The sequence below is a fragment of the Geoalkalibacter ferrihydriticus DSM 17813 genome (assembly GCF_000820505.1).
GTDB lineage: Bacteria > Desulfobacterota > Desulfuromonadia > Desulfuromonadales > Geoalkalibacteraceae > Geoalkalibacter > Geoalkalibacter ferrihydriticus.
Genome location: NZ_JWJD01000002.1, coordinates 308,302 through 332,119, shown reverse-complemented (window position 1 = coordinate 332,119; position 23,818 = coordinate 308,302). Strand labels below are relative to the sequence as shown.

The following is a 23,818-nucleotide window of genomic DNA, read 5'->3' as shown; positions in this document are numbered from 1 at the left end:
TCGGTGATTGTTGAACGCATAGTCGTGGGGCCTTTGCAGGTCAACTGTTTCATCCTTGCCTGTCCGCAGACCCTGGAGGCCGCCGTCATTGATCCGGGCGCGGAGGGCGAACGCATTACGGCCGCTTTGCAGCGGCTCGGCGCAACGGCGAAGCTGGTGATCAACACCCATGGCCATTTTGACCACATTGGCGCCAACCACCTGTTGGTGGAGCAGACCGGCGCCGAACTGCTCATTCACCGCGGCGATCTCGCTCTGCTGGACAAGGCTGAGCAGCATGCCGCCCTTTATGGATTGAGCGTGAGCGCCTCCGCGCCTCCTTCGCGAATGCTTGACGGGGGCGAAACTCTGACCCTGGGCAGCCTGGAGGTTAAGGTGTTGGCAACCCCCGGTCATTCTCCCGGGGGAATTTCTCTGTATGTGGACGACCATGTTTTTACCGGAGACGCACTGTTTGCAGGCTCCATCGGTCGTACCGACCTGCCCGGCGGCGACCTTGACCAATTGCTGACGGCGATTCGCGACCAACTGCTGGTTCTGCCCGAAGACACACTGGTGCATCCGGGTCATGGTCCGGATTCCAGCATCGGCCGTGAGAAACGTTCCAACCCCTTTCTCTAAGTCCTGTTGCCGGCTGGCAGGGGAGTGCCTTATGCTGTTGCGTGAAAAAACCATCGTCCTCGGAGTCTGCGGGGGAATTGCCGCCTATAAGGCGGCGGAACTGGTGCGGCTCTATGTCAAGGCGGGAGCCGAGGTGCATGTGATCATGACCCGCAGCGCCCAGGAGTTCATAACGCCGCTGACTTTTCAGACGCTCACCGGCAATCCTGTCCATTGCGAGCTCTTCAACCTCTTGCAGGAGCGCGAAATCGGCCATATCTCCCTGGCCGACCGCGCCGATGTCTTTGTCGTGGCACCGGCCACCGCCAATGTCGTCGGCAAGGTCGCTTCGGGCATCGCCGATGACCTGCTGACCACGACCCTCATGGCGACCAAGGCGCCGGTGCTGTTTGCGCCGGCCATGAACGTCAACATGTGGGAGAACCCTGTTTACCAGCAGAACCAGGCCAAGCTTGCGGCCCTCGGCCTGCGATTCGTCGAGCCGGCGACCGGGTTTCTCGCCTGCGGCTGGGAAGGCAAAGGCAAACTGGCCGACACTGGACATATTTTCGAAGAAACCCTGGCCGTATTGATGCCCCAGGATTTGGTCGGCGAAACAGTCCTGGTTACCGCCGGTCCGACGCGCGAAGAAATAGATCCGGTGCGCTTCGTCAGTAACTACTCATCGGGTAAGATGGGTTATGCCCTGGCCCGTGCTGCGCGGTTGCGCGGCGCGCGGGTGTTGCTGGTGAGTGGGCCGAGCGCCCTGACGGCTCCTTGGGGGGTAGAGCGGATTTGCGTGGTGAGTGCTGAAGAGATGCGTAACGCGGTGCTGGATCGCTGGGGTGAGGTCAGCATTGCGATCAAGGCGGCCGCCGTGGCCGATTATCGCCCAGCGCGACGCAGTGAGCGCAAGGTTAAAAAAGCAGATCGGGAGTCACTGAGTTTGGAGTTGGAGAAAAACCCCGACATACTCGCGGAACTCGGACTCCGCAAGGGGGACCGATTTCTGGTGGGATTTGCCGCAGAAACCTGCGACTTGCTGGAGAATGCCCGCAAGAAAATGCGTGCCAAGAACCTGGACCTGATGGTGGCCAACGACGTGACCCAGGAGCGAGCCGGCTTTGATGTCGACACCAACATCGTGCGCCTTCTGCAGCCCGACGGGACAGAAGAGGCTTTGCCCGAAATGACCAAGGACGAGGTCGCCCGGCACATCCTCGATCGCATCCAGTCCCTGCGCAAGGGGACCTGATTTCATCAGGCGCTGGACAACAGATCAAGCACCTCTTTGGGACGCGTAATTCCCTCGCGGAAGCGGGGTTTCAAACCGTCGACAATTTTTCCCGCCTCAGCGTCGCTGACCTTTCCCTCCAGCCACAGCAGGTGGAGATTTTTGCGGATCATGCGCGCGGCGGAGATGGCTCTTTCCCCCGTGGGGTCAGCCTTCCAGTAGGGGCTTTCATTCATCAGTATCAGCACGCTTTCGGCTGCCTCGCGGGCCAGGCCGTAATATTCTCTGCGGCTTTCGTCAGGCAGGGTGAACTTTGAGGTGGACGAAACCGATCGCAGAACCTTTTGCCACTGCTGGAGTCGGCTCAGGAGCAGCAGCGAGTTGAAAATGCGCTTGTTGGTGTTGAAGGAAAAAATCGTATCTGCCAGAACGCTGCGCATCATGGTGTCGTTTTCGCGGAAATCCTGTCGGGCGATCTGGCGGGCAGTGCCCCAGATGTCCTGCGGAACCTCGGCTTCGAAACGCAATTCCCAGTACTGGTGATTAAGCATCACCGTATTGAAACTGCGCACCATTTTAAAAGGGACGAAGTAGGAGTGGGCGATGGTGTCGGCAGCCAGGTGGGTGATGTAGCCGTATGCGCAGGCCTTCTGTCGATCGGTTACCGCAGCCGCAAGAATCTTGCGGCCCAGTCGCCAGGAGTGGCAATGGTTGAGATGGTGTGTGAACTTCTTGCCGATAGTGATGTCGGCGCTGATGCATCCATAGAGAAAATCCTGAGGATGTGCCGCCAGAAGGGTTTGTAGCGCCACCGGCAGAAGATGCAGTTTGTCGAGAATATGGCTGCCGAGCTGCAGGTGAATACCAATCCCCCATGCTAGAGCGTCTGTCGGAAAGCACAGTATCCCGAGCAGGGCAGCTGCTATTATGATAAAAGCCATCAGGCACCTTGTCGTTACCAAAAAGGATAGAATACCCCTGGTATTATGTAAAGGGAGCAATTCCGCGGTCAATGAAAAAGGAACTACTTGAAATCACCAGCCAAGTCCGAGCGCTGCTGCAGGACTGGCGCACTTTGGGTGTACAGGACCTGATTGTTCCGGCGCGGGAGGTTGTCCCGGAAAATCTACCCCCCTGTCCGCTGAATGTCACCGGTGTCGATCGCGGTGGCCGCGTCCTCTGCCGCCAGGAAACCCTGGAGGAAATTCATGCGGAACTGGACGGCTGCCGCCGTTGCCCCTTGTGCAAGGGACGCAGCAATCTCGTTTTCGGGGTGGGCAATCCCCACGCCCGCGTGGTTTTTGTCGGTGAAGCTCCAGGCCGGGAAGAGGATGAAAAGGGTGAGCCCTTCGTGGGCGAGGCCGGGCGCCTGCTTGACCGCATCCTCTTCGCCATGGGCCTTCATCGCAACGATGTTTACATCTGTAATGTCATAAAATGTCGCCCGCCGCAGAACCGCGATCCACACCCCGAAGAGATCGCGGCCTGTGAGCCTTATCTCCGGCGTCAGTTGGCGGCCATTGCGCCCCAGGTGATCGTCGCGTTGGGACGCTTTGCGGTTCAGACTCTCGTGCGTGATCAGAGTGCCCTCGGACGCCTGCGTGGGCGCTGGCATGAATATGAGGGCATCGCCTTGATGCCGACTTACCATCCGGCTTATCTGCTGCGCAATCCTGCCGGAAAGCGCGAAGTCTGGGAAGACATGAAACTCGTGCTCAAGCGTCTGCGGACCGAATCCTGAGCGCAAGGTCAACGTTAAAAGCCGCTCTGAGAGAGAGCGGCTTTTGGTGTATCGGGAGAAGGTCAATGGGGTTGCCCGGAAGGGGGCCCCTGATCTTCCCGGCAGTGCAAGGGAATGACTTTGGCACTCTGTTGGGCGGCGCGTCTTTCCTGAAGAATTTTTTCCGGATCGTTGATGGTTTCCTGAAACAGAGAAAAATGTTCCCAGAAAATCTCAACCATCTTGTTCATGCGCATGATCGGATCTCTGTACTTGTGCAATTTGCAGTCGATGGTGAATTGCAGCCCTTGCGCACGGCGCCGGAAGTCTTCGGGAAAATTTTCAATCGCCTGCTCAATAAGGACCTTACGCTGTTCTTCAAACCTGTCGGGGTCATCCTGATAGAGTGAACTCAATTCATCAAAAAGGATCTCCGGATACCTGTCTTCGTTAGCCATAAGAACCCCCTCTTGGCGTTGCTGCAATGTTCATGTTTTTGTAACTGTTCTGCATGCACCGCAGAGTACGGCGGCATCGCGTGCGGCAAAAACTCACCTACGACTCAACTATTTGCCGCAGCGCTCAACCGCCGCACCCTGCGGTACGGTCAGACGTTGCAGCTGAATCGCGACATGTTTTTTCCTATACTTCCCTTTTACTCCATAGGGAACGGGTGTGCAAACATAAATCCCGATTTCGTCGAACCGCTCTAACCTTTTGACATTTAAAGCTTTTTAAGTGTTTTGTTTTTTGTAATGAAGGAAAGCAAAAGGCCTGGGCGCCAAATTGCCCAGAGAAGGGCTTGGGCGGGTGGGAGGGTCATTCAATGTGCACCTTGGACTTGCCTTTGCAGCTCAGCGTTCTTCGAGGCCCAGGCGTTTGATTTTTTCCACCAAGGTGGTGCGGTTGATGCCGAGCAGGGCGGCAGCCCGGGCTTTGACACCCTTGGTCAGTTCGAGAGATTCGCAGATCATGGCGCGCTCGATATCGCTGATCACCCGGACCATATCCACCCCCGTGGGGGTGACGCGCGGCGCCTCTGGCGTGGCATAGGGTGAAGGGGGGTTCGCGCCGGCGATAGAGGCGGGCAGGTCGTCCGGCTCGATAACCTCGCCGTCGGTCAGGGCGACGGTGCGCTCGATGAGGTTCTCCAGCTCGCGCACGTTGCCCGGCCAGGCGTAGGCTTCAATGGCGGCCATGGCGGCCGGCGAAATGGACATCAGGGGACGATCCATCTCGCGGCAGAATTTCTGCAGAAAACTGCGCGCCAGCAGGGCGATGTCTTCGCGGCGCTCGCGCAGGGGCGGCAGGATGATGGGAATGACATTGAGGCGGTAGTAAAGATCTTCGCGAAAATGCCCTCTTTTAACTTCGTCTTCCAGGTTGGCGTTGGTTGCCGACACCACGCGCACGTTGAGCTTGGTTTTTCGCGTGGAGCCGACGCGCTCCACTTCCTGTTCCTGCAGCACCCGCAGTAATTTCATCTGCAAATGCATGGGCATGGTGCCGATTTCATCAAGAAAGATAGTGCCGCCGTTGGCTGCTTCGAAGCGCCCTGCTTTGTCGCCGACCGCGCCGGTGAAGCTGCCCCTGACATGGCCGAAAAGTTCGCTTTCAAGCAATTCAGCGGGGATGGCGCCGCAATTGATGGCAATGAAGGGATGGTCCTTGCGCGGGCTGTTGTAATGGATGGCCTTTGCCACCAGTTCTTTTCCCGTTCCCGATTCCCCCAGAATCAATATGGTTGAATCGGTATTGACGATGCGCTCCATGCGCGAAAAAACCTGGTTCATTGCAAGGCTGTTGCCGATGATGTTGTCGAATTTGTATTTGCCGCGCAACTGCTGACGCAGGTAGAGGTTCTCGGCCACCAGGCGGCTTTTCTCGACGGCCTTGGCGACGATGACCTTGAGCTTTTCGAAGTTGAAGGGCTTGGTGATGTAATCGAAGGCGCCCTCCTTCATGGCCTCCACCGCGGTTTCAGCCGAGGCGTTGCCGGTAATCAGAATGACGCTGGTATAAGGTGAGTCCTCCTTGACCCGCTTGAGGATGTCGATGCCGCTGACGCCCGGCAGAAACAGGTCGGTGATGATGATCTCGAAAGGCGTTTCCTGCATGATCTCAAGGGCGTCTTCCCCGCTGACCGCCGACTGCACCTGATAGCCCGAATGTTTCAGCAACATGCTCAGCGCCTGGCGGTTGTGTGCCTCGTCGTCGATGACGAGAACCTGGGTTGTGTTTTTCATGGCAGACCCTTCCCTCTGTGCGTCATTTGTTTGACGGAGACCTTAGCACGGTGGCGGCATGCCAGGCAATGGAAATTGCGGGCGTTGAGTTCTTCAGGCTCATCTTCGGCCGCGCCTGCCGGCGGTGGTGAGAGTTTTTTCGCCGCGGGGTGGTGCCGACCAGGACGCTGCAGTGATTGACAAGATGCAAGCTTAGGCTAATCTTATTCGTATGAAACGATTTCATAGACTTATCCTATTTGTGCTGATGTTGTCTCTGGCTTGTACTCTGCTCGTTTCCCAGAGCTTGAGCAGTCAGGTAAGCGTGCCCGCCGTCAACCGGGTGAACGTCGTGCAGATTGCCGATGTCATCAATCCGGTTGTTGCGCGTTTTATTAATCAGGAGATTGAGCGTACCAACCGCGAGGGCATGCGTGCTTTTCTTCTTGAACTCGACACGCCCGGCGGTTTGGATACCGCCATGCGCGACATTATTCAATCCATTCTCAATTCGCAGGCCCCTGTTATTGTTTATGTTTCCCCCCGTGGAGCGCGGGCCGCCTCGGCTGGTGCGTTGATCACCCTGGCGGCGGATTTTGCCGCCATGGCGCCGGGCACCAATATGGGAGCGGCCACCCCGGTGGCGCTGGGCGGGGGCGAGCAGGACGAAGCCATGATGGAAAAAGTCCTGCAGGATGCCGTCGCCTATGCCAAAAGTCTGGCCGAGCAGCGTGGCCGCAACACCGAATGGGCCGAGCGCATCATCCGCGAAGGACTTTCCTCCTCGGCGCGCGAGGCCCTTGATCTTCAGGTGATCGACCTGATCGCCGAAGACAAAGACGATCTTTTGGCGCAGCTTGACGGAATGCGCTATCTGCGCACCGGCCAGGCCCTGACGCTGACGACGACCGAGGTGGAACTGGTCTATTCCGAGATGAATTGGCGGCAGCAGATTTTGACCGCCATCAGCAACCCCAACGTCGCCTACTTGTTGCTGATGCTGGGATTTCTCGGGATTTTTTTCGAACTCTCCAACCCGGGAGCCATCGTCCCTGGTGCCATCGGCGTCATTGCCCTGCTTCTGGCTTTTTTCGGTTTGCAGACGCTGCCCGTAAATTATGTCGGCGTTTTGTTGCTGTTTGTCGCGGTGGTGTTGTTCATGCTTGAAATCTATGTTTCTTCCTACGGTATGCTTTCGGTCGGCGCTATCCTCTCCATGGCTTTGGGGTCGCTCATGCTCATCGATACGGCGGAACCGGCAATGCAGATTTCGCGGGCGGTTATTTTCGCCACCGTCCTTGTCTGTGCGGGCTTTTTTCTGGTGGTTATCTACTTTGTTACCCGCACCCAGCGGCGACCGGCATTTTCCGGAACAGAGGGGATGGTCGGCGAGCGTGGTCTGGCGGTATCGGCCATCGCCCCGGAGGGGCGGGTTTTTGTGCATGGTGAACACTGGACGGCGATTTCGCGCGAAGCCATTTCCGAGGGAGAGACCATCGAGGTCGTGGCGATGGTGCCCGGTATGAAACTCGAAGTGCGCCGCGTCAGTCCCGATAATTGAATCGCCGGCAGCCTGCGAACCCCACAGTTGCTTGTTTGTCGGTATCTTCTCCTAAGGAGGTCAACTCATGGAATTGCCGGTTAATATCTTCTGGCTCGTAATTCTCGCTTTGCTGGTGGTGATTATCGCCAGCGCGGTACGCATGCTTATTGAATATGAGCGTGGAGTCGTTTTTCGACTGGGGCGTTTTTCAAGTGTCAAGGGACCGGGACTGCGTTTCATCATCCCCGGCATCGACCGTATGGTGAAAATCAGCCTACGCACCGTGGCCATGGACGTTCCGCAGCAGGATGTCATCACCAGGGACAATGTGTCGATCCAGGTCAATGCAGTCATTTATTTTCGGGTAATCGGTCCTGACAAGGCGTTGATCGAGGTCGAGAACTACCTTTACGCCACCAGTCAGTTGGCCCAGACCTCCCTGCGCAGTGTGCTCGGTCAGTCGGATCTCGACGATTTGCTCGCACATCGCGATAAACTCAATGTTCATTTGCAGGAGATTCTCGATCGGCAGACCGATCCCTGGGGGGTCAAGATTTCCAATGTCGAAATCAAGCACGTCGACCTGCCTGTAGAAATGCAGCGTGCCATGGCCAAGCAGGCCGTGGCCGAACGTGAGCGGCGCTCCAAGGTCATTCATGCCGAAGGGGAATTCCAAGCATCGCAAAAACTTGCCGATGCCGCCAAAATTATCTCTTCCGAAACGGGTGCTTTGCAGTTGCGTTTTATGCAGACTCTGACCGATATTGCCGCCGATAAGAACTCAACCATTATTTTCCCTATGCCCATTGATCTGCTTACGCCGTTCATCGAAAAGATAACCAGAGAGAACAAGGAAAGTAAAAGCGACTCCCAGGCTTAGAGCGCAGATTTTTGCCATTTCGGGCGGACCTCGGGTCCGCCTTTTTATTCGCTCTTCTCTCTCTTATGTGGGAATTGCTGCGAAGACGAGGATTTTTTTGTGTTGTGATTTCAGATGCTTGCAACTTAGAACGATATTCTAACTTGACAGGAGTGCGCCCCTTTGCTTAGCTTCTTCCGTAGCTTTAAATGAGGTAAGGTTTTAAAATTACTGTAAAAATTTAGGCAAGCTAAAATGGAAATGCCTTTTACGGGGACTCGCTTTAACGTTTTTATGGGCCGGCGCACACGGGGATGCCGGCAGGAGGAGGTTTAATGGCAGTAAAAAAGTTTAAAAAAATTATGGCGGCCAATCGGGGAGAGATCGCCATCCGCATTTTTCGCGCCTGTACTGAACTGGGGATCAAGACGGTGGCGATTTATTCGGAAGAGGACAACATTTCGCTGCACCGTTATAAGGCTGATGAGGCTTATCCCGTCGGCAGGGGCAAGGGCCCTATCGATGCCTATCTGGCCATCGACGAGATTATCGACCTGGCACGTAAGAAAGAAGTCGACGCCATCCACCCCGGTTATGGGTTCCTGTCGGAAAATGCCGAGTTCGCGGATGCCTGCGCGCGCGCCGGCATTACCTTTATCGGTCCCACACCTGAAATCCAGCGACGCCTGGGCGACAAGGTCAGTGCCCGCGCGGTGGCCATCGAAGCTGGCGTGCCGGTTGTGCCGGGCACCGAAAAGCCCATCGAAAACGAAGAGGAAGCTCTGATTTTCGCCAAAGAAGCGGGCTACCCCATCATCGTCAAGGCGTCCGCCGGTGGTGGTGGGCGCGGCATGCGTGTGGCGCGCACCCAGCGCGAGCTCCTTGAGGGCCTCAAGAGTGCCGCCTCCGAAGCTCAGGCCTCATTCGGCAACGCGGCGGTGTTCCTCGAAAAATACCTTGAGCGGCCCAAGCACATTGAAGTCCAGATCATGGGCGATACCCACGGTAACATCGTGCATTTTTTCGAGAGGGATTGCTCGATTCAGCGGCGCCACCAGAAAGTCATTGAAATGGCCCCCTCCCTCAGCCTAAAGGCTGAGCAGAGACAAAACGTCTGCGACATGGCCATGAAGATCGCCCAGGCCGTGGGCTATGTCAACGCCGGGACCGTCGAGTTTCTGCTTGACCAGCAGGGCAATTTCTATTTTATCGAAACCAACCCGCGCATCCAGGTTGAGCACACCGTCACCGAGATGGTCACGCAGCGCAACCTGGTGCAGATTCAGATCCGGGTGGCCGAGGGACATCGCTTGTCCGATCCTGAAATCGGTATCAGCGGCCAGGAAGATATCGAACTGCGCGGCTTTGCCATCCAAAGCCGCGTGACCACTGAGGATCCGCAGAACAGTTTCGCTCCCGACTTCGGCACCATTAAGGTCTATCGCACCGCCGCCGGCTACGGCGTACGTCTTGATGCCGGGCAGGGGTATGCCGGCGCTCAGGTCACCCCGCATTACGACTCGCTGCTGACCAAAATCACCGCCTTCGGCCGCAGCTTTCGCGATGCGTCGCGTACCATGCACCGGGCCTTGCAGGAGTTTCGCATTCGCGGCGTCAAGACCAATATCGGCTTTCTCGAAAACGTCATCACCCATCCGACGTTTCTGGCGGGCACTTGCGATACGTCCTTCATCGACTCGCATCCCGAACTGTTTCAGATTCCCGTCAAGCGCGACCGCGCCAACAAGCTGCTGTGCTTCATCGGGCATACGGTGGTCAATGGCTACCCCGGCATCCAGCCGGAAAGGGCCCTGCGTTTCCGCGATTTGCGCGAAGCCGATGTTCCGGAGATCCATTACGACACGCCGCGTCCGCGCGGCAGTCGGGACATCCTGCGCGAAAAAGGCCCAGAGGGATTGGCGCAGTGGGCACTCAAGGAAAAAAAGCTGCTGATTACCGACACCACCATGCGTGATGCTCACCAGTCGCTGATGGCGACGCGTTTCCGCACGGCCGACCTCGACCGCATTGCCGAGGCGACCAGTGTCCACGGTGGAGGGTTGTTCTCCCTGGAGATGTGGGGGGGGGCGACCTTCGATGTGTCCATGCGGTTTTTACGTGAGGACCCCTGGGAGCGTCTGGATCGGCTGCGGGCAAAAATCCCCAATGTTCTTTTCCAGATGTTGCTGCGCGGCTCCAATGCTGTCGGTTACACCAACTATCCCGACAACGTTGTGCAGGAGTTCGTCAAGAAGGCCGCCGAAAGTGGCATCGACGTGTTTCGCGTTTTCGACTCCCTCAATTGGAGCAAGGGCATGGCTGTCGCCATGGACGCGGTGCGCAAAAGTGGTACCGTGTGCGAAGCGGCCATGTGTTATACCGGCGACATTCTCGACCCCAAACGCGACAAGTATCCGCTCAAATATTACGTCGAGCTGGCCAAGGAGCTGGAAAAAATGGGCGCGCATATCCTCGGTATCAAGGATATGGCCGGCCTGCTCAAGCCCTTTGCCGCAGAGAAGCTCATCAAGGCGCTCAAGGCCGAAATCGGCATTCCCATCCACCTGCACACCCATGATACTTCGAGCAACGGCGGCGCCATGCTACTGGTGGCCGCCCAGTCCGGGGTGGATATCGTCGATACGGCACTCTCTTCGGTGTCCGGCCTCACCGCCCAGCCCAACCTCAATGCCTTGCTGGCGGTTCTCGAGAATACTCTGTGGGATCCCAAGCTCGACCAGGACGGCTTGCAGACCCTCGCCAATTACTGGGAGACGGTGCGCACTTACTATGCGCCTTTCGAGTCCGAACTGCGCAGCGGGACCGCCCAGGTCTACTATCACGAAATACCCGGTGGCCAGTATTCCAACTTCAAACCGCAGGTCGAGGGCTTGGGGCTCGGCCATCGCTGGGAGGAATGCAAAGAAATGTATCGTCAGGTCAACGATATGTTCGGTGACGTCATCAAGGTGACGCCCTCATCGAAAATCGTTGGCGACATGACAATGTTCATGGTGCAGAACAACCTGCAACCCGAGGATGTCTATGCGCGCGGGGAGGATCTGACCTTCCCCAAAGGGGTCATTGATTTCTTCAAGGGGATGATCGGGCAGCCCGTCGGCGGTTTCCCCGAGGATCTGCAGAAGATCATCCTTAAGGATGAAAAACCTCTGACCTGCCGCCCCGGAGAACTGCTTGAGCCGGTTGATTTTGCTGCGAGCAAAGCCGAGCTTGAAGCCAAGGTCGAGCACCCGGTCAGCGAACGCGACGTGCTTTCCGCCGTTCTTTATCCTGGTGTCTGGGAAGAGTTCGATCGCCATCGACAGGAGTTTGGCGATACCTCGGTGCTGCCGACGCCGGTATTCTTCTACGGACTGGAAACCGGAGACGAGCTCAACGTGGAAATTGAGCCGGGCAAGACCTTGATTGTGCGCCTCAATGCCGTGGGTAGCCTGCAAAAAGATGGAACCCGCAACATCTATTTCGAACTCAACGGCGAGCCGCGCCAGGTGACCGTTCAGGATCTTTCCGTCGAGTCGGACCAGGCAAGTCACCAGAAGGCCGAAAAGGGCAATGCCAAACATGTCGGCGCGCCCATGCCGGGCAAGGTTTTCAAATTGCTTGTCAAGGTGGGCGATGAGGTCAGTGCGGGAGATACTCTGCTGATCACCGAGGCGATGAAGATGGAGACCAACGTTAAGGCCAAAGCCGCCGGCAAGGTTGTCGAGGTGCTGTTCAAAGAGGGCGATTCCGTGCAGCAGAATGATCTGCTCGTGGTATTCGAGTAGCCTGCAAGCAAGAAGAGTTTTGCAATAATTCACTTCAAATTACCTGCAAGCCGGGCCGTGCGCCCGGCTTTTTTTGTGCAAATTCAGAGCACCGCTTGCGCCTTCTCAAAAACCGGCCCCTGTGCTAGGCTTTGGCATACACTGCGCGGGACAGGATTAGGACTCTTGCGGGGGGGGATCATTGAAACATTTTGCCATTGTCATGCTGATTCTGGTGTTGGCCGCTCCTGAGGCCGCTTGGGGATCGGGCTTGACCCAGCGCGACTGGATGAGAAGTCTGGTCGAGGCTTTGGGTTTGTCTTTCGGGTTGCCTGATGAGCCCGAGGATGAAGATTATCTGCGTATTCTCTCGGGGCGGCGCACCCTGCGGGTCGAGGCCGAGGAGGCATTGCAGCCTGAAAGCCTGGTCTCGGTCAAGGATTTTCCCCATTTCGGGCCTTTCAGCGGGGCAGGCTGGGTCAGTGGCATCGCCATGCCGACCACCGCCCGGTTGTCATTTCTGCTGCCCTTGCGCGGAACCTATCAGGTTACGGCGATGGTGCGTCTGCCCGGCCACGTTATTCATCTCGGTGGCCAGGAATTCAGAGCTTCCGGAGCTCATGAGTTTGTCTCCGTGGACCTCGGCCCGGTGACTCTGGAAGCTGGTGAGCAGGAAGTAATCGTTCATCTGCCGCCCAACGGCGCCATTGATTATCTGGATTTTCGCGCCCCCGAACTTGCGACAATCGCACCGCTGGGCGGTTGGCAACCCGAGCGCCCACTCACCCGCGAGGACTTAGGGGCAACGGCCTTGCAGGCGCTGGATTTGCTGGACATCCTACCCGAGGGCCCGGCGGAACTGGTTATTGAGGCGGAGGATGCCGAAGACACAGGAGGCGCCGCCGTGGTATCGATCCGCTATCTCGGCGCACCGAGTGGTGGGCGCTGGCTGCGGGCCACGACCTCTCCGGCCGAAGTTGTCCTTTCTGTATCTGTCAGGCGCTCTGGCGTTTACCGGTTGACGTTGGTCGGCGCAGGAAATCTTCCGGCTCGGGTTAAGATCAATGACGAGCCGCACCGCGAGATTTCCTGGCCCTCCTATTTGGCCGAAACTTCGGCCGACAGCGTCTACCTCGCCGCTGGGCGGCACCGCATCCAGGTGGACCTGCCCCCCGGAGTCGGTCTCGATGTGGTTCGCCTCCAGGAACTGCTCTCCGGGGCGGTGGATATTAAGCGCCTTACCGGGCGCGCCGTCGGTTTCGAGGGAACCTTGGCCGACGAGATGGACGATCTGCTCGCGCTGCTTGCCGTAGTCGGCGTTTTTCACTGAGCCGGGCGGACCATGGGTGTTCTTCCCTGGCTGCTAGCCCTCTGTGCGGGCATTGCCCTTGCTCCTTTCGGCGTTTTCTCTCCATGGTTGCTGCTCGCCGCGGCGCTAGCCGCCGGTGCGGCCATTTTACTGCGTCGCCGTCCACGATCGCTCCAGCTTGTCGCGGGGCTTTTCTTTTTCGTCTCAGGCTACTTGCTTTATGGGTTGGCGCTGACGCCGCCGAGCGGTGCCGACATTCGCTCTTGGGCTCAGGGCGGCGAGGTTCTGGTCGCGGCCGAAGTTCTCAGTGTGGGACGGCGCAGCGGCGGGAAAGGATATCTTGACCTGCGGGCGCTGCATGTGCAGGAGGATGGACAGGTCACAGCCGCCCAGGGTCGCTTGCGCTTGTTTCACGAGGGCGGGGAGGTGGAGATTTTCCCCGGTGACCACCTGCGTTTTCGCGCCCGTCTGCGGCAAGCCTACCCCTTCGGCACACCCGGTGAGTTTGATTACCCTCGTTATCTCGCGGCGCGCGGCATCTGGGCCAGTGCTTATTTGAAAAGCATGGATGAAGCGGCGGTTTTTCCGCAGCTTTCCAGGAGAACGCCACGGCAGATCGCCGGATATTGGCGGCAGCGGGTGCAGGCTCTGATCGATCAGAGCCTGCCTACCGAAACCGCGGCGTTACTCGCCGCTCTGCTCATCGGTGAGAAGGGAGGCATCAGCGGTGCGCAGCGCGACGTTCTTGCGCGTGGTGGCATTTCTCATCTCTTTTCGATCTCCGGTCTGCATCTCGGCCTCATCGGATTCTATGCCTACCATGTCGGGTTTTTCTTCTGGCGACGCAGCGACCGACTTCTCCTGTATTTGCCGCCACGCCGTTATCTGCCGCTTTTTTTGTTGCCGGTATTGCTGGCTTATCTGCTTTTCACTGGCGAGGCGTTACCGACCCGCCGTGCCTTTTTTATGGCCGCGGCCGGGGCGCTCCTGTGGCTGTATTCGCGGCGCACAGCGCCCCTGAACCTTCTGTGGACCGCCGCACTGCTGTTTTTGTTGTTTGAGCCGCTCCTGCTGTTCGAAGCGTCCTTTCAGTTGTCCTTTGCCGGGGTGCTGGGCATCCTGTTGTTAATGCCCCGTTGGGCGAAGTGTTGTCCCGAGCGCCCCCATGTGTTGCGCTGGTTCATGCTTCTTGCTCTCACCACGCTGGCGGCAACCCTGGCAACTCTGCCTCTGACCCTGCTGCATTTTCACATGCTTGCTCCCGCCGCTTTGCTCACCAATCTCCTGGCGGTTCCGCTGGTCGGACTGGTGGCGGTGCCCCTCGGGTTGATCGCGGTGCTCCTTGTGCCTTTTTGGGAGGCGGGGGCAAAGATTCTGCTGGTTCTTGACGGATGGGTGGTGCAGAAGACATTTGACGTGATTGCCTGGCTGGTTGCCCAGCCCCTGCTGACGGGTTGGCGTTTGTATCTGACGCCGCATGAGCTGCTCGGGATTTTCGTATTGACGCTGGCGCTGCTGGCCTGGTATCGGCTGGGCAGGTGGCTGCGTGGTGCGCTTGCGACAGCCGGCTGCGTTCTTCTTCTGCTGCCCGCAACTCAACCTTGCGGCCTGGAGGTGGTTGCGTTGAGCGTCGGTCAGGGTGATTCCACCCTGCTGCGTTTGTCCGACGGGCGTAATATCCTGGTCGATGGGGGCGGGCTGCGCAGTGACACCTTTGATGTCGGCGAACGACTGGTTGCCCCCGCTCTGGGATATTTGGGCGTGCGCCACCTGGATGCGGTGCTGCTGACCCATGATCATCCCGATCACCGCAAGGGGCTGCATTACGTTCTGGATCAGTTCTCCGTCGGTGAGTTCTGGGCGCCGGCGCCTCTGGTCGAACTTGATACCGGGTTCGTTCAGATTCTGAACGAGCGCGCCATCCCGGTGCGGCATTTCGCGCCCGGATGGACAATTACTGAACCTTCGCAGCCGTTTCTGGCTGTTTTCAGACCTGTGGGGCAGGATTTTTTACTTAACGATCAATCGCTGGTGGTTTATGCTGCCCACGGACAAGATGGCGTTTTATTGACAGGCGATCTTGAAGAGGCTGGGGTGAGTGAGTTGCTCTTGCATCCCTTCCCCGGTCCGGTATCCTTACTGAAACTTCCGCATCACGGAAGTGCCGGGTCACGCAGCGATGAGCTGGTCGAAATACTGAGGCCTGAAGCGGTTTTTGCTTCGTCCGGACGCCATAATGTTTTCGGGCATCCGGCCGCTTCGCTCGTCGGTTATCTGGAGGCGGCAGGTGTTCCTCTGGCCCGTACCGATACGTATGGAAGCCTGCGCATGCGCAGTGAAGGGGCGGGTTGGACTCTTCAGAGCTGGGAGCGGGGAGCTTTCCGCTGAAGGCATGGCCTGGATTTTGCTTTCCAATTGAATTTTCAATCTGCTTATTCGCGGAGTTTTCATGAAGATCCCAACCCTGCTTGTTGCGGACGCCGAATCCTCCTGCCATCGGCTCTTTGCTGACAGTTTCGGCGGCAACGAGTGCGAAATCGTCACTGCCGACTCTTGGCAAGCTGCCTTGCACCGTCTGTCATCAGGCGGCATCGATCTGGTTTTTGTCGACCCGAAGATCTCTGGTTTCAATGATGCTGATATCCTGAATGCCGCCCGGCATTGCCGGCCGCCTGTAGACGTCATTCTGGCAGTTGGGCAGGGCGAGCGCCAGGCTGCATTGAAAATACTGCAAAATGGGTTTTCCGGGTTCATCCTCGAGCCCTTCGATACCCGTGAATTGTCTCACCTGGTGCGGCAGTGCCTGGAGAGACGGGCGCTCGTCCTGGAAAGCCAGCGGTTGAGTCGTCATGCTCGCCTGATGAGCGAGGGATTGTCATTGCTTGCAACCCTCGACTTAGCCCCCATGCTCGAGTGCGCGGTTGCCTTGGGGGTGAGGGAATCGGGGGCGGAGGGCGGTTTTGCTTTTGTCCGCGACGGTGACGGCTTTGTCCTGCATGGACTTCAGGGCTTTGCTCCGGGGGCGGCGCAGGCCTGGGCGCGGCTGCTGTTCCCCCGTCTGTCCTGCACTGAAAATTCGCTGTATCTCAACCAGGATGAAGCCAATGTTTTGCAGATAGAGCGTCCCCTTACCGCTTTTGCTCTGTGCGCGCGTCAGGTTGTGGAGGGAGGTCTGATCCTGATCGGTGCCGCGTCCGGCACTTTAGATCGGGAAGGGTGCGATTTGCTGGCGCGGCAGGTTGCCGTCGGCTTTGAAAATGTTTCGCGGCTTCAGGGCGTGCAAGAGCTCATGTATACCGACGACCTTACCGGACTTTACAATTATCGTTATCTGCAGGTCGTGCTTGAACAGGAATTGCGCCGCGCGGGCCGCTATCGCCTGGAGTTTTCTCTGATTTTTGTCGATCTGGATTATTTCAAAGAGATCAACGATTGTCATGGTCATCTAATCGGTAGCGCCATTTTACGGGAAGTCGGTCAGGTGTTGCGCAGTTGTGTGCGCGATACCGACTTTCTGTTTCGCTACGGTGGCGACGAGTTTACCGCGATGCTGGTGGGAACAGAGGGTGACGGCGCCCGCGTGGTCGCGGAGCGTATTCGCCTGGCACTGGAAGAACATGCTTTTCTTGCCGAGCGCGGCATCAACGCCCACCTTACCGCAACGATAGGTGTCTCCACCTTTCCCCTGGATTCCGAGGACCACATGGAGTTGCTCAACCTTGCCGATCGCGCCATGTATTGGGGCAAGGAGAGGCGCAACGTGGTGCGCTATGCCCGCGATATGACTGCTAGCTGAGACAACCTTCGGCGACTCCACCCTGCTTATTCCATCCTTTTTTCAGTCTTTTCTGCCGTGACCGCGCCTTCAACATTGACGGCATGGGTTCCGGCGCGGTAAATAATGGCACGGCTTTTTCCGCCGAGGTGCGGGATCAGTCCAAATTTCTGAAGTGGAGTGGATCGCATTCATGAGCATTACCGGTATCAAGGGGATGAACGATATTTTGCCCGGCGAAGTTGAAACCTGGCAATTTCTGGAGGTCGCGGCGCGCAGGGTTTTTGCCCTGCATGGTTTTTCCGAAATCCGAGTTCCCGTGGTGGAAAAGACGGAGCTGTTCTGTCGCTCCATCGGTGAAACCACGGACATCGTTGAGAAGGAGATGTACTCCTTCTGCGACAAGGGCGGCACTTCCCTGACCCTGCGTCCCGAAGGTACGGCGGCCGTCATGCGGGCGTTCATCCAGCATAAGCTCCATGCCCTTGATCCCGTGGCCAAACTTTATTACCTGGGTCCCATGTTTCGCTACGAAAGGCCGCAGAAAGGTCGCTATCGCCAGTTTCATCAGATCGGAGCGGAGGCCGTCGGAGTGGATGACCCACGCATCGACGCTCAGATTCTGGCCATGCTTCAGCATTTCTTTGATGAGATCGGCCTTGACGATCTCGATTTGCAGGTCAATTCCCTCGGCTGTCCGCAGTGCCGTCCTCTCTACCGCACACAGCTGGTTGATTTTCTCGAAACGCGTCTAGGGGATCTGTGCGATGATTGCCGCAGGCGCTATACGACCAACCCTCTGCGGGTCCTTGACTGCAAGGCGACGGGTTGCGGCGAAGCCACCGCCGCCGCGCCGGCCATGCTCGATCATTTGTGCGAGGGCTGCGATGAGCATTTCACCGCAGTGCGCCTCCATCTTGAAGATATCGGAGCCCGTTTTACCATCAATCGACGCATGGTGCGCGGACTCGACTATTACACGCGTACCACCTTTGAGATGGTGACTGCCAATCTCGGTGCGCAGAACGCGGTGGCCGCAGGCGGTCGCTATGATGGCTTGGTGCGCCAACTTGGGGGGCCGGCCCTGCCTGGAATCGGATTCGCCATGGGCGTCGAGCGCCTGGTTCTGCTCATGGGCGAAGATCGCCGCGCGGTGCAACCGCCCGATATTTTTTTGGCCGCCTTAGGTGATGTGGCGCAACGCCGTGTTTTCAGTTTGATGCACGATCTGCAGCGCCGGGGGGTGCGCGCCGAGATCGATTATCAGGGCCGCAGTCTCAAAGCACAGATGCGCCGTGCCGACAAACTCGGCGCAGCCCGGGTGCTGATTGTCGGCGAAGATGAATTGACCCGGGGAGTCGGTCAGTTGCGAAATATGGGCGATAGCACCCAGCGGGAAGTATCCCTGGACGAACTGCCCCGGGAGCTTGGCGCGAAATAGCCTGTCGTGGATTGCCTCTCAGGTAATGTCCTTGAGATTTTTTATCGCGGTTTGTATAATCCACCATTCTCCATAAACCTGCCCGGGCTACCGGCGGAAAACTGGATTTGACGAGGGAGGATCCACTCTTGAACGACATTCTTGGCGACTGGAAACGAACCCATTATTGCGGCCATCTCAATGCCGAGCACATCGGGCGCGAGGTTTGCCTGATGGGCTGGGTGCAACGTCGGCGCGACCATGGCGGATTGATTTTCATCGACCTTCGCGATCGCGAGGGCATTGTGCAGTTGGCGCTCGATCCCGACCGTGATCCCGAGGCACATCAGAAAGCCGACCGGGTCCGTGGCGAGTTCGTCGTTGCGATCAAAGGTGAAGTGTCGCGTCGACCCGATGGCACCCTTAATCCGAAAATGAAGACCGGTGAGGTGGAAATCGAGGTGCGCGAACTGCGGATCCTCAATTCAGCAAAAACACCGCCCTTCATGATCGATGAGTTCTCCGAAGTGGCTGAAAACACACGCCTTAAGTATCGCTACCTGGATTTACGCCGGCCCGCCCTGCAGCGTACCCTCATGTTGCGCCACCAGGTGACGCGGATCGTGCGCGACTACTTTTCTGGAGAAGGATTTCTGGAGTTGGAAACGCCTTTTCTGACCAAAAGCACTCCCGAAGGGGCACGGGACTATCTCGTGCCGAGTCGCGTCAATCAAGGCACTTTCTACGCGCTGCCCCAGTCACCTCAGCTCTTCAAGCAGATCCTCATGGTGTCGGGTTTCGATCGTTACATGCAGATCGTTAAATGCTTTCGCGACGAAGATTTGCGCGCCGACCGCCAGCCTGAATTTACCCAGATCGACTGTGAGATGAGTTTTGTCGACCGTGACGAGGTTTTGTCCGTCATGGAGGCAATGATTGCGCGCGTTTTCCGTGAAGCCATCGGAGTGGAGGTGCCCCTGCCCATGCCGCGCATGACTTATGCGGAGGCGGTGGGGCGTTTCGGCGTCGACAATCCCGACCTGCGTTTCGCCATGGAGCTCGTCGATATCTCTGAAATCGTCAGCAACAGCGGTTTCAAGGTTTTTTCCGACGCGGTTCAGGGTGGTGGCCTCGTCAAGGCCATGAACATCAAGGGCGGGGCGACACTGTCGCGCAAGGACCTGGATGATCTGGGAGAATTCGTCAAGATTTATGGCGCCAAAGGGCTGGCCTGGGTCAAGGTCAACGCCGACGGCTGGCAGTCGCCGATCATCAAATTCTTTTCCGCGGATGAGGTGGCGGGAATCGCCCAGGCATTGAGCGCCGAGGTTGGCGACCTGCTGGTTTTTGTAGCCGACACCTTCCGCATCGTCAATGACGCTCTCGGGCGCCTGCGCGGCCATCTGGGGCACAAACTCGGTCTGATCGACAAGGGCGCTTATAAATTTGTCTGGGTGACCGACTTTCCCCTGCTGGAGTGGGATGGTGAAACCCGTCGCCATGTGGCGGTGCATCATCCTTTCACTGCGCCCATGGACGAAGATGTTACTCTGCTTGACACCGATCCCGGCAAGGCGCGCGCCAAGGCCTATGACCTGGTGCTCAACGGCTCTGAAATCGGCGGCGGCAGCATTCGTATCCATGATCGGGCGGTCCAGAGTAAAATGTTTGAGTTGATGGGCATCGGTGATGAGGAGGCAAGCATCAAGTTCGGTTTCCTGCTGGAGGCTCTTGAATTCGGTGCGCCGCCCCATGGCGGCATCGCCTTCGGCCTCGATCGATTGACCATGATTCTTGCCGACACAGACTCAATCCGCGACGTCATCGCCTTTCCCAAAACCCAGAAAGCAACCTGCCTTATGTCCGAAGCGCCGGGAGAGGTGGATGACAAGCAACTGCGCGAATTGGGTATCAAGCTGGTCACTCGTCCCAAGTAGGTCCGGCGAAGTGGTCATATGAAAACAGTGAGCGGGGGGGCGCATGTCAACCTTTTGTCGTCGCCCCCTTGCCAGTCTTTTGTTTAGGAGTAGAAAGAGAGGTTAGCATCTGCAGGCAACAAATCTGAAGACCCTATCGATCACGCTGTTCCTCGGATTTGTCCTTGCCGGCTGTGCAAGTCCTCCTCCGCGCATCGAGTTGGAGGGAGCCCGCAGCCTGGTGGCTCGGGCTTATTCTCTCGGTGCCGACCATCTTGCCATCGAGTCCTACCAGGCGGCTTTCGCAGCTCTCGCGCAGGGTGAGGGGCACATCGCGCGCGGTGATCATGCTCAGGCACGCGAGGCGTTCGCGGTTGCCGAGCATTTCGCCCGTGAGGCCATCTTGGCGGCGCAGGCGGAAAAGCTTCGCATGGAGGAAGAATTTCGGGCCCGGGAACAAGTAGAGCGTGAAAGGCAGACGACCGAGGCGCCCGTCCGGCCCACTCCGAAACCGCAAACCCTTCCTTCCGCGCCACCTTCCACAGTTGCTCCCAGTCCCGCGCCCGCGGTGAGTGCGCCCCCGCCCACACCCGTTTCGGTGTATGATGTCCAGTTTGGGGATACCCTCTGGTTGATTGCCGCGCGCCCTGAAGTCTACGGTGATCCTCTGCTATGGCCGTTGCTGTACAAGTCCAATCGAGACCAGATTAAGGACCCCCGCCAGGTTTATACCGGCCAGACCCTCGACGTCCCGCGCAATGTCTCCGAGCGCGAGAAAGAGGAAGTTCGCGCCCAAGCCCGCCAGTCCGAACTTTTCCCTGTCAAGCAATTGCTCCCAACGGCTTCCGCGGACCGCTGATTTCCGCTGAAAAGCAACCCACATGTGGCTTGAAAATATTTAAAAAATCGTTTTGTCCCTGACGTATACGCGATCCGCGACGGACGGGCAGGCGTACTATATTTTCCTTGACAGTGTTCCCCCGTTTGTATACTGTATACACGATTTGACCTCCTGCACCTATTTCGGGCGCGGTAACTCCGTGCGGATCACCAATGTCTGGCTTGGCGCTGGGTCTTTTGGAAGTGCCGGTTAAAACATTGTTGATGATTGCGGTTGGGGAGGGCTTTCGTTTGTCTGCGATGGTGTCGGCATAAAAACTAAGGAGAGAATATGACTACGAAAACTGCGAAGATTATTTGGAGCGAAATTGATGAAGCGCCCGCGTTGGCGACTTATGCATTCCTCCCGGTTATTCAGGCCTTTACCAAAGGGTCCGATATCGAGGTCGAGACGCGCGACATCTCCCTTTCCGGCCGGATCATTGCAACCTTTCCCGACAAACTCAGGGACGATCAGCGGATTGCCGATCATCTTTCTGAGTTGGGCGACCTGGTCAAGACCCCCGAAGCCAACATCATCAAGCTGCCCAATATCAGCGCCTCGATTCCCCAGTTGCAGGCGGCCATCAAGGAGCTTCAGGCCAAAGGCTACGATGTTCCGAGCTATCCTGAAGAGCCCAAGAACGACGAAGAAAAAAAGATCCAGGAGCGCTACGCCAAGGTTCTCGGTAGTGCAGTCAATCCTGTTCTGCGCGAAGGGAACTCCGACCGTCGACCTGCTACCGCGGTTAAGAAATTCGCTCAAAAGAATCCTCATAAAATGATGCAACCCTGGCCCGAGGTCTCTCAGTGCCGTGTCGCCCATATGGAAGGCGGAGATTTCTTTGACAACGAAACCTCCACGACTCTGGACAAGGCTACCGAGGCGCGGATCGAGTTTGTCGCCGAAGACGGCAAGGTGACGGTTCTGAAAGAGAAGCTGGCTTTGCTGGCGGGCGAAGTTGTTGATTCGACCCACATGGACGTCGCCGCCCTGCGCGAGTTCTATGCCAAGACTATTGAGGAGGCCAAGGAGAAGGGAGTGCTCCTTTCTCTGCACCTCAAGGCGACCATGATGAAGATCTCCGACCCGATCCTTTTCGGGCACTGTGTCTCGGTCTACTTCAAGGATGCTCTCGAGAAGCACGCTGTCGCCCTCAAAGAAGTCGGCGCCAATCCCAACTACGGCTTGGCTGATGTTCTGGAAAAGCTTGATCGTCTCCCGGCCGACAAGAAAGCCGAAATTGAAGCCGATATTCAGGCTTGTTACAAAAACCGCCCCGCCTTGGCCATGGTCGACTCCCGCAAAGGGATCACCAACCTGCATGTGCCCAACGATATAATCGTTGATGCCTCCATGCCGAATGTCGTGCGTGATGGTGGCCGGATGTGGAATCTGAACGATGAGCTGCAAGACACCATCGCCATGATCCCCGATCGCTGTTACGCGACCATGTATCAAACCATGATCGAGGATTGCCAGAAAAACGGCCAGTTCGATCCCGCCACCATGGGCAGTGTTTCCAACGTGGGTTTGATGGCACAGAAGGCTGAAGAGTACGGTTCTCACGACAAAACCTTCACCGCGCCCGGCAACGGCACCATCCGTGTCGTGGATGCTTCCGGCGCGACTCTGGTTGAACAAAAGGTTGCCTCCGGTGACCTGTTCCGCGCTTGTCAGACCAAAGATGTTGCCATCAAGGACTGGGTGAAGCTGGCCGTCAACCGCGCCAAGGCATCGGGTGCGCCCGCCATTTTCTGGTTGAATGAGAGGCGCGGTCATGACGCCGAGCTCATCAAAAAAGTCAATGCCTATCTCAAGGATCACGACACCACCGGCCTTGATATCCGCATCATGAAGCCTGTCGACGCCATGAAGCTCAGCTGTGAGCGCATCAGAAAAGGACTCGACACCATTTCCGTTACCGGCAACGTGCTGCGTGATTATCTCACCGATTTGTTCCCCATTCTCGAGCTGGGCACCAGTGCGCGGATGCTTTCCATTGTTCCTTTGCTGGCGGGCGGCGGTCTGTTCGAAACCGGCGCCGGCGGTTCCGCACCCAAGCATGTGCAGCAATTCCTCAAAGAAGGGCATACCCGCTGGGATTCCCTGGGTGAGTACTGTGCCCTTGTGCCTTCTCTGGAGCTGGTTGCTGAAAACTTCAAAAACGCCAAGGCCAAGGTTCTGGCGGAAACTCTCGATCAGGCCATCGGCAAGTATCTGGACAATGGCAAGCTGCCCTCGCGTAAGGTCAACGAGATCGACAATCGCGGCAGCACCTTCTTCCTGACCCTTTACTGGGCTCAGGCCCTGGCCGCGCAGGACAAGGACGCCGAGTTGAAGGCCCGCTTTGCTCCTGTCGCCAAAGAGCTGACGGCCAATGAAGCCAAGATTGATCAGGAGCTGCTGGCCGCCCAGGGGCGTCCTGTGGATGTGGGTGGATATTTCCGCCCCGATCCGGCAAAGGCTGACAAAGAAATGCGCCCCAGTTCGACTCTCAATGCGATACTTGCGAAACTCGCCTAAGCACATATCCGGCGAAAACTGATTTGCTGGCGGGACCGGGGCGG

The 23,818-nt window shown here is 57.5% G+C and carries 16 protein-coding genes; 13 read left to right on the top strand and 3 right to left on the bottom strand.

Going from position 1 to position 23,818, the window contains the following annotated elements; genetic code table 11:
* The first annotated feature begins 3 nt into the window (after window positions 1–3).
* Both GFER_RS07685 and coaBC read left to right on the top strand, forming a co-directional pair.
* Window positions 4–621 carry an MBL fold metallo-hydrolase gene (locus tag GFER_RS07685; RefSeq protein WP_040098106.1) on the top strand — a complete coding sequence of 206 codons (618 nt, stop codon included), beginning with the start codon at window positions 4–6 and terminating at the stop codon, window positions 619–621.
* 34 nt (window positions 622–655) lie between these two features.
* Window positions 656–1,855 (top strand): bifunctional phosphopantothenoylcysteine decarboxylase/phosphopantothenate--cysteine ligase CoaBC, encoded by a 1,200-nt coding sequence (gene coaBC, locus GFER_RS07680; RefSeq protein ID WP_040098641.1) that lies wholly within the window; start codon window positions 656–658, stop codon window positions 1,853–1,855.
* A gap of 5 nt (window positions 1,856–1,860) precedes the next feature.
* Here coaBC and GFER_RS07675 read toward each other — a convergent pair whose 3' ends face one another.
* Window positions 1,861–2,775: a zinc dependent phospholipase C family protein gene (locus GFER_RS07675; RefSeq protein ID WP_040098104.1), complete on the bottom strand. Its 915-nt coding sequence runs from the start codon at window positions 2,773–2,775 to the stop codon at window positions 1,861–1,863.
* Window positions 2,776–2,846: 71 nt separating this feature from the next.
* Between GFER_RS07675 and GFER_RS07670 the strand changes: the two genes are divergently transcribed.
* A complete protein-coding gene (locus GFER_RS07670; protein ID WP_082047963.1) occupies window positions 2,847–3,575 on the top strand; it encodes a uracil-DNA glycosylase in 729 nt (242 codons plus the stop codon).
* Window positions 3,576–3,637: 62 nt separating this feature from the next.
* On the opposite strand, the gene GFER_RS17620 is transcribed toward GFER_RS07670, so the two are convergent.
* Window positions 3,638–4,012, bottom strand: coding sequence for a DUF3135 domain-containing protein (locus GFER_RS17620; protein ID WP_052446155.1), 375 nt, complete (start codon window positions 4,010–4,012; stop codon window positions 3,638–3,640).
* A 396-nt stretch (window positions 4,013–4,408) separates the two neighbouring features.
* Complete coding sequence (locus GFER_RS07660; RefSeq protein WP_040098101.1) at window positions 4,409–5,800, bottom strand: sigma-54-dependent transcriptional regulator; 1,392 nt, start codon at window positions 5,798–5,800, stop codon at window positions 4,409–4,411.
* Window positions 5,801–6,011: 211 nt separating this feature from the next.
* Here GFER_RS07660 and GFER_RS07655 point away from each other — a divergent pair, with 211 nt between their 5' ends.
* The 10 genes from GFER_RS07655 (at window position 6,012) to GFER_RS07610 (ending at window position 23,774) form a co-directional block, all read left to right on the top strand.
* Window positions 6,012–7,340 (top strand): NfeD family protein, encoded by a 1,329-nt coding sequence (locus GFER_RS07655; protein WP_040098099.1) that lies wholly within the window; start codon window positions 6,012–6,014, stop codon window positions 7,338–7,340.
* A 67-nt stretch (window positions 7,341–7,407) separates the two neighbouring features.
* Complete coding sequence (locus GFER_RS07650) at window positions 7,408–8,202, top strand: slipin family protein (RefSeq protein WP_040098097.1); 795 nt, start codon at window positions 7,408–7,410, stop codon at window positions 8,200–8,202.
* A gap of 314 nt (window positions 8,203–8,516) precedes the next feature.
* A complete protein-coding gene (locus GFER_RS07645) occupies window positions 8,517–11,969 on the top strand; it encodes a pyruvate carboxylase (protein ID WP_040098094.1) in 3,453 nt (1,150 codons plus the stop codon).
* Window positions 11,970–12,150: 181 nt separating this feature from the next.
* Complete coding sequence (locus GFER_RS07640; protein WP_040098091.1) at window positions 12,151–13,278, top strand: carbohydrate-binding protein; 1,128 nt, start codon at window positions 12,151–12,153, stop codon at window positions 13,276–13,278.
* A gap of 12 nt (window positions 13,279–13,290) precedes the next feature.
* The gene (locus tag GFER_RS07635) at window positions 13,291–15,645 is read left to right on the top strand and encodes a DNA internalization-related competence protein ComEC/Rec2 (protein ID WP_040098088.1); all 2,355 of its coding nucleotides are present in this window, start codon (window positions 13,291–13,293) and stop codon (window positions 15,643–15,645) included.
* Between the two features lie 61 nt (window positions 15,646–15,706).
* Window positions 15,707–17,053: a GGDEF domain-containing protein gene (locus GFER_RS07630; protein ID WP_040098085.1), complete on the top strand. Its 1,347-nt coding sequence runs from the start codon at window positions 15,707–15,709 to the stop codon at window positions 17,051–17,053.
* Between the two features lie 172 nt (window positions 17,054–17,225).
* Entirely contained in the window at window positions 17,226–18,473 is a 1,248-nt protein-coding gene (gene hisS, locus GFER_RS07625) for a histidine--tRNA ligase (protein WP_040098083.1), read from the top strand.
* A 128-nt stretch (window positions 18,474–18,601) separates the two neighbouring features.
* Complete coding sequence (gene aspS / locus GFER_RS07620) at window positions 18,602–20,389, top strand: aspartate--tRNA ligase (RefSeq protein ID WP_040098080.1); 1,788 nt, start codon at window positions 18,602–18,604, stop codon at window positions 20,387–20,389.
* Window positions 20,390–20,609: 220 nt separating this feature from the next.
* A complete protein-coding gene (locus GFER_RS17615) occupies window positions 20,610–21,227 on the top strand; it encodes a LysM peptidoglycan-binding domain-containing protein (RefSeq protein ID WP_052446151.1) in 618 nt (205 codons plus the stop codon).
* 312 nt (window positions 21,228–21,539) lie between these two features.
* Entirely contained in the window at window positions 21,540–23,774 is a 2,235-nt protein-coding gene (locus GFER_RS07610; RefSeq protein WP_040098078.1) for an NADP-dependent isocitrate dehydrogenase, read from the top strand.
* Window positions 23,775–23,818 lie beyond the last annotated feature (44 nt).

Excerpts from the sequence above, each read along its gene's own strand:
- GFER_RS07630 (WP_040098085.1), top strand. The coding sequence starts at position 15,707 with ATGAAGATCCCAACCCTGCTTGTTGCGGACGCCGAATCCTCCTGCCAT.
- GFER_RS07670 (WP_082047963.1), top strand. The coding sequence starts at position 2,847 with ATGAAAAAGGAACTACTTGAAATCACCAGCCAAGTCCGAGCGCTGCTG.
- GFER_RS07635 (WP_040098088.1), top strand. The coding sequence starts at position 13,291 with ATGGGTGTTCTTCCCTGGCTGCTAGCCCTCTGTGCGGGCATTGCCCTT.
- GFER_RS07655 (WP_040098099.1), top strand. The coding sequence starts at position 6,012 with ATGAAACGATTTCATAGACTTATCCTATTTGTGCTGATGTTGTCTCTG.
- GFER_RS17620 (WP_052446155.1), bottom strand. The coding sequence starts at position 4,012 with ATGGCTAACGAAGACAGGTATCCGGAGATCCTTTTTGATGAATTGAGT.
- hisS (WP_040098083.1), top strand. The coding sequence starts at position 17,226 with ATGAGCATTACCGGTATCAAGGGGATGAACGATATTTTGCCCGGCGAA.
- GFER_RS07645 (WP_040098094.1), top strand. The coding sequence starts at position 8,517 with ATGGCAGTAAAAAAGTTTAAAAAAATTATGGCGGCCAATCGGGGAGAG.
- GFER_RS07675 (WP_040098104.1), bottom strand. The coding sequence starts at position 2,775 with ATGGCTTTTATCATAATAGCAGCTGCCCTGCTCGGGATACTGTGCTTT.
- GFER_RS07650 (WP_040098097.1), top strand. The coding sequence starts at position 7,408 with ATGGAATTGCCGGTTAATATCTTCTGGCTCGTAATTCTCGCTTTGCTG.
- GFER_RS07660 (WP_040098101.1), bottom strand. The coding sequence starts at position 5,800 with ATGAAAAACACAACCCAGGTTCTCGTCATCGACGACGAGGCACACAAC.
- GFER_RS07610 (WP_040098078.1), top strand. The coding sequence starts at position 21,540 with ATGACTACGAAAACTGCGAAGATTATTTGGAGCGAAATTGATGAAGCG.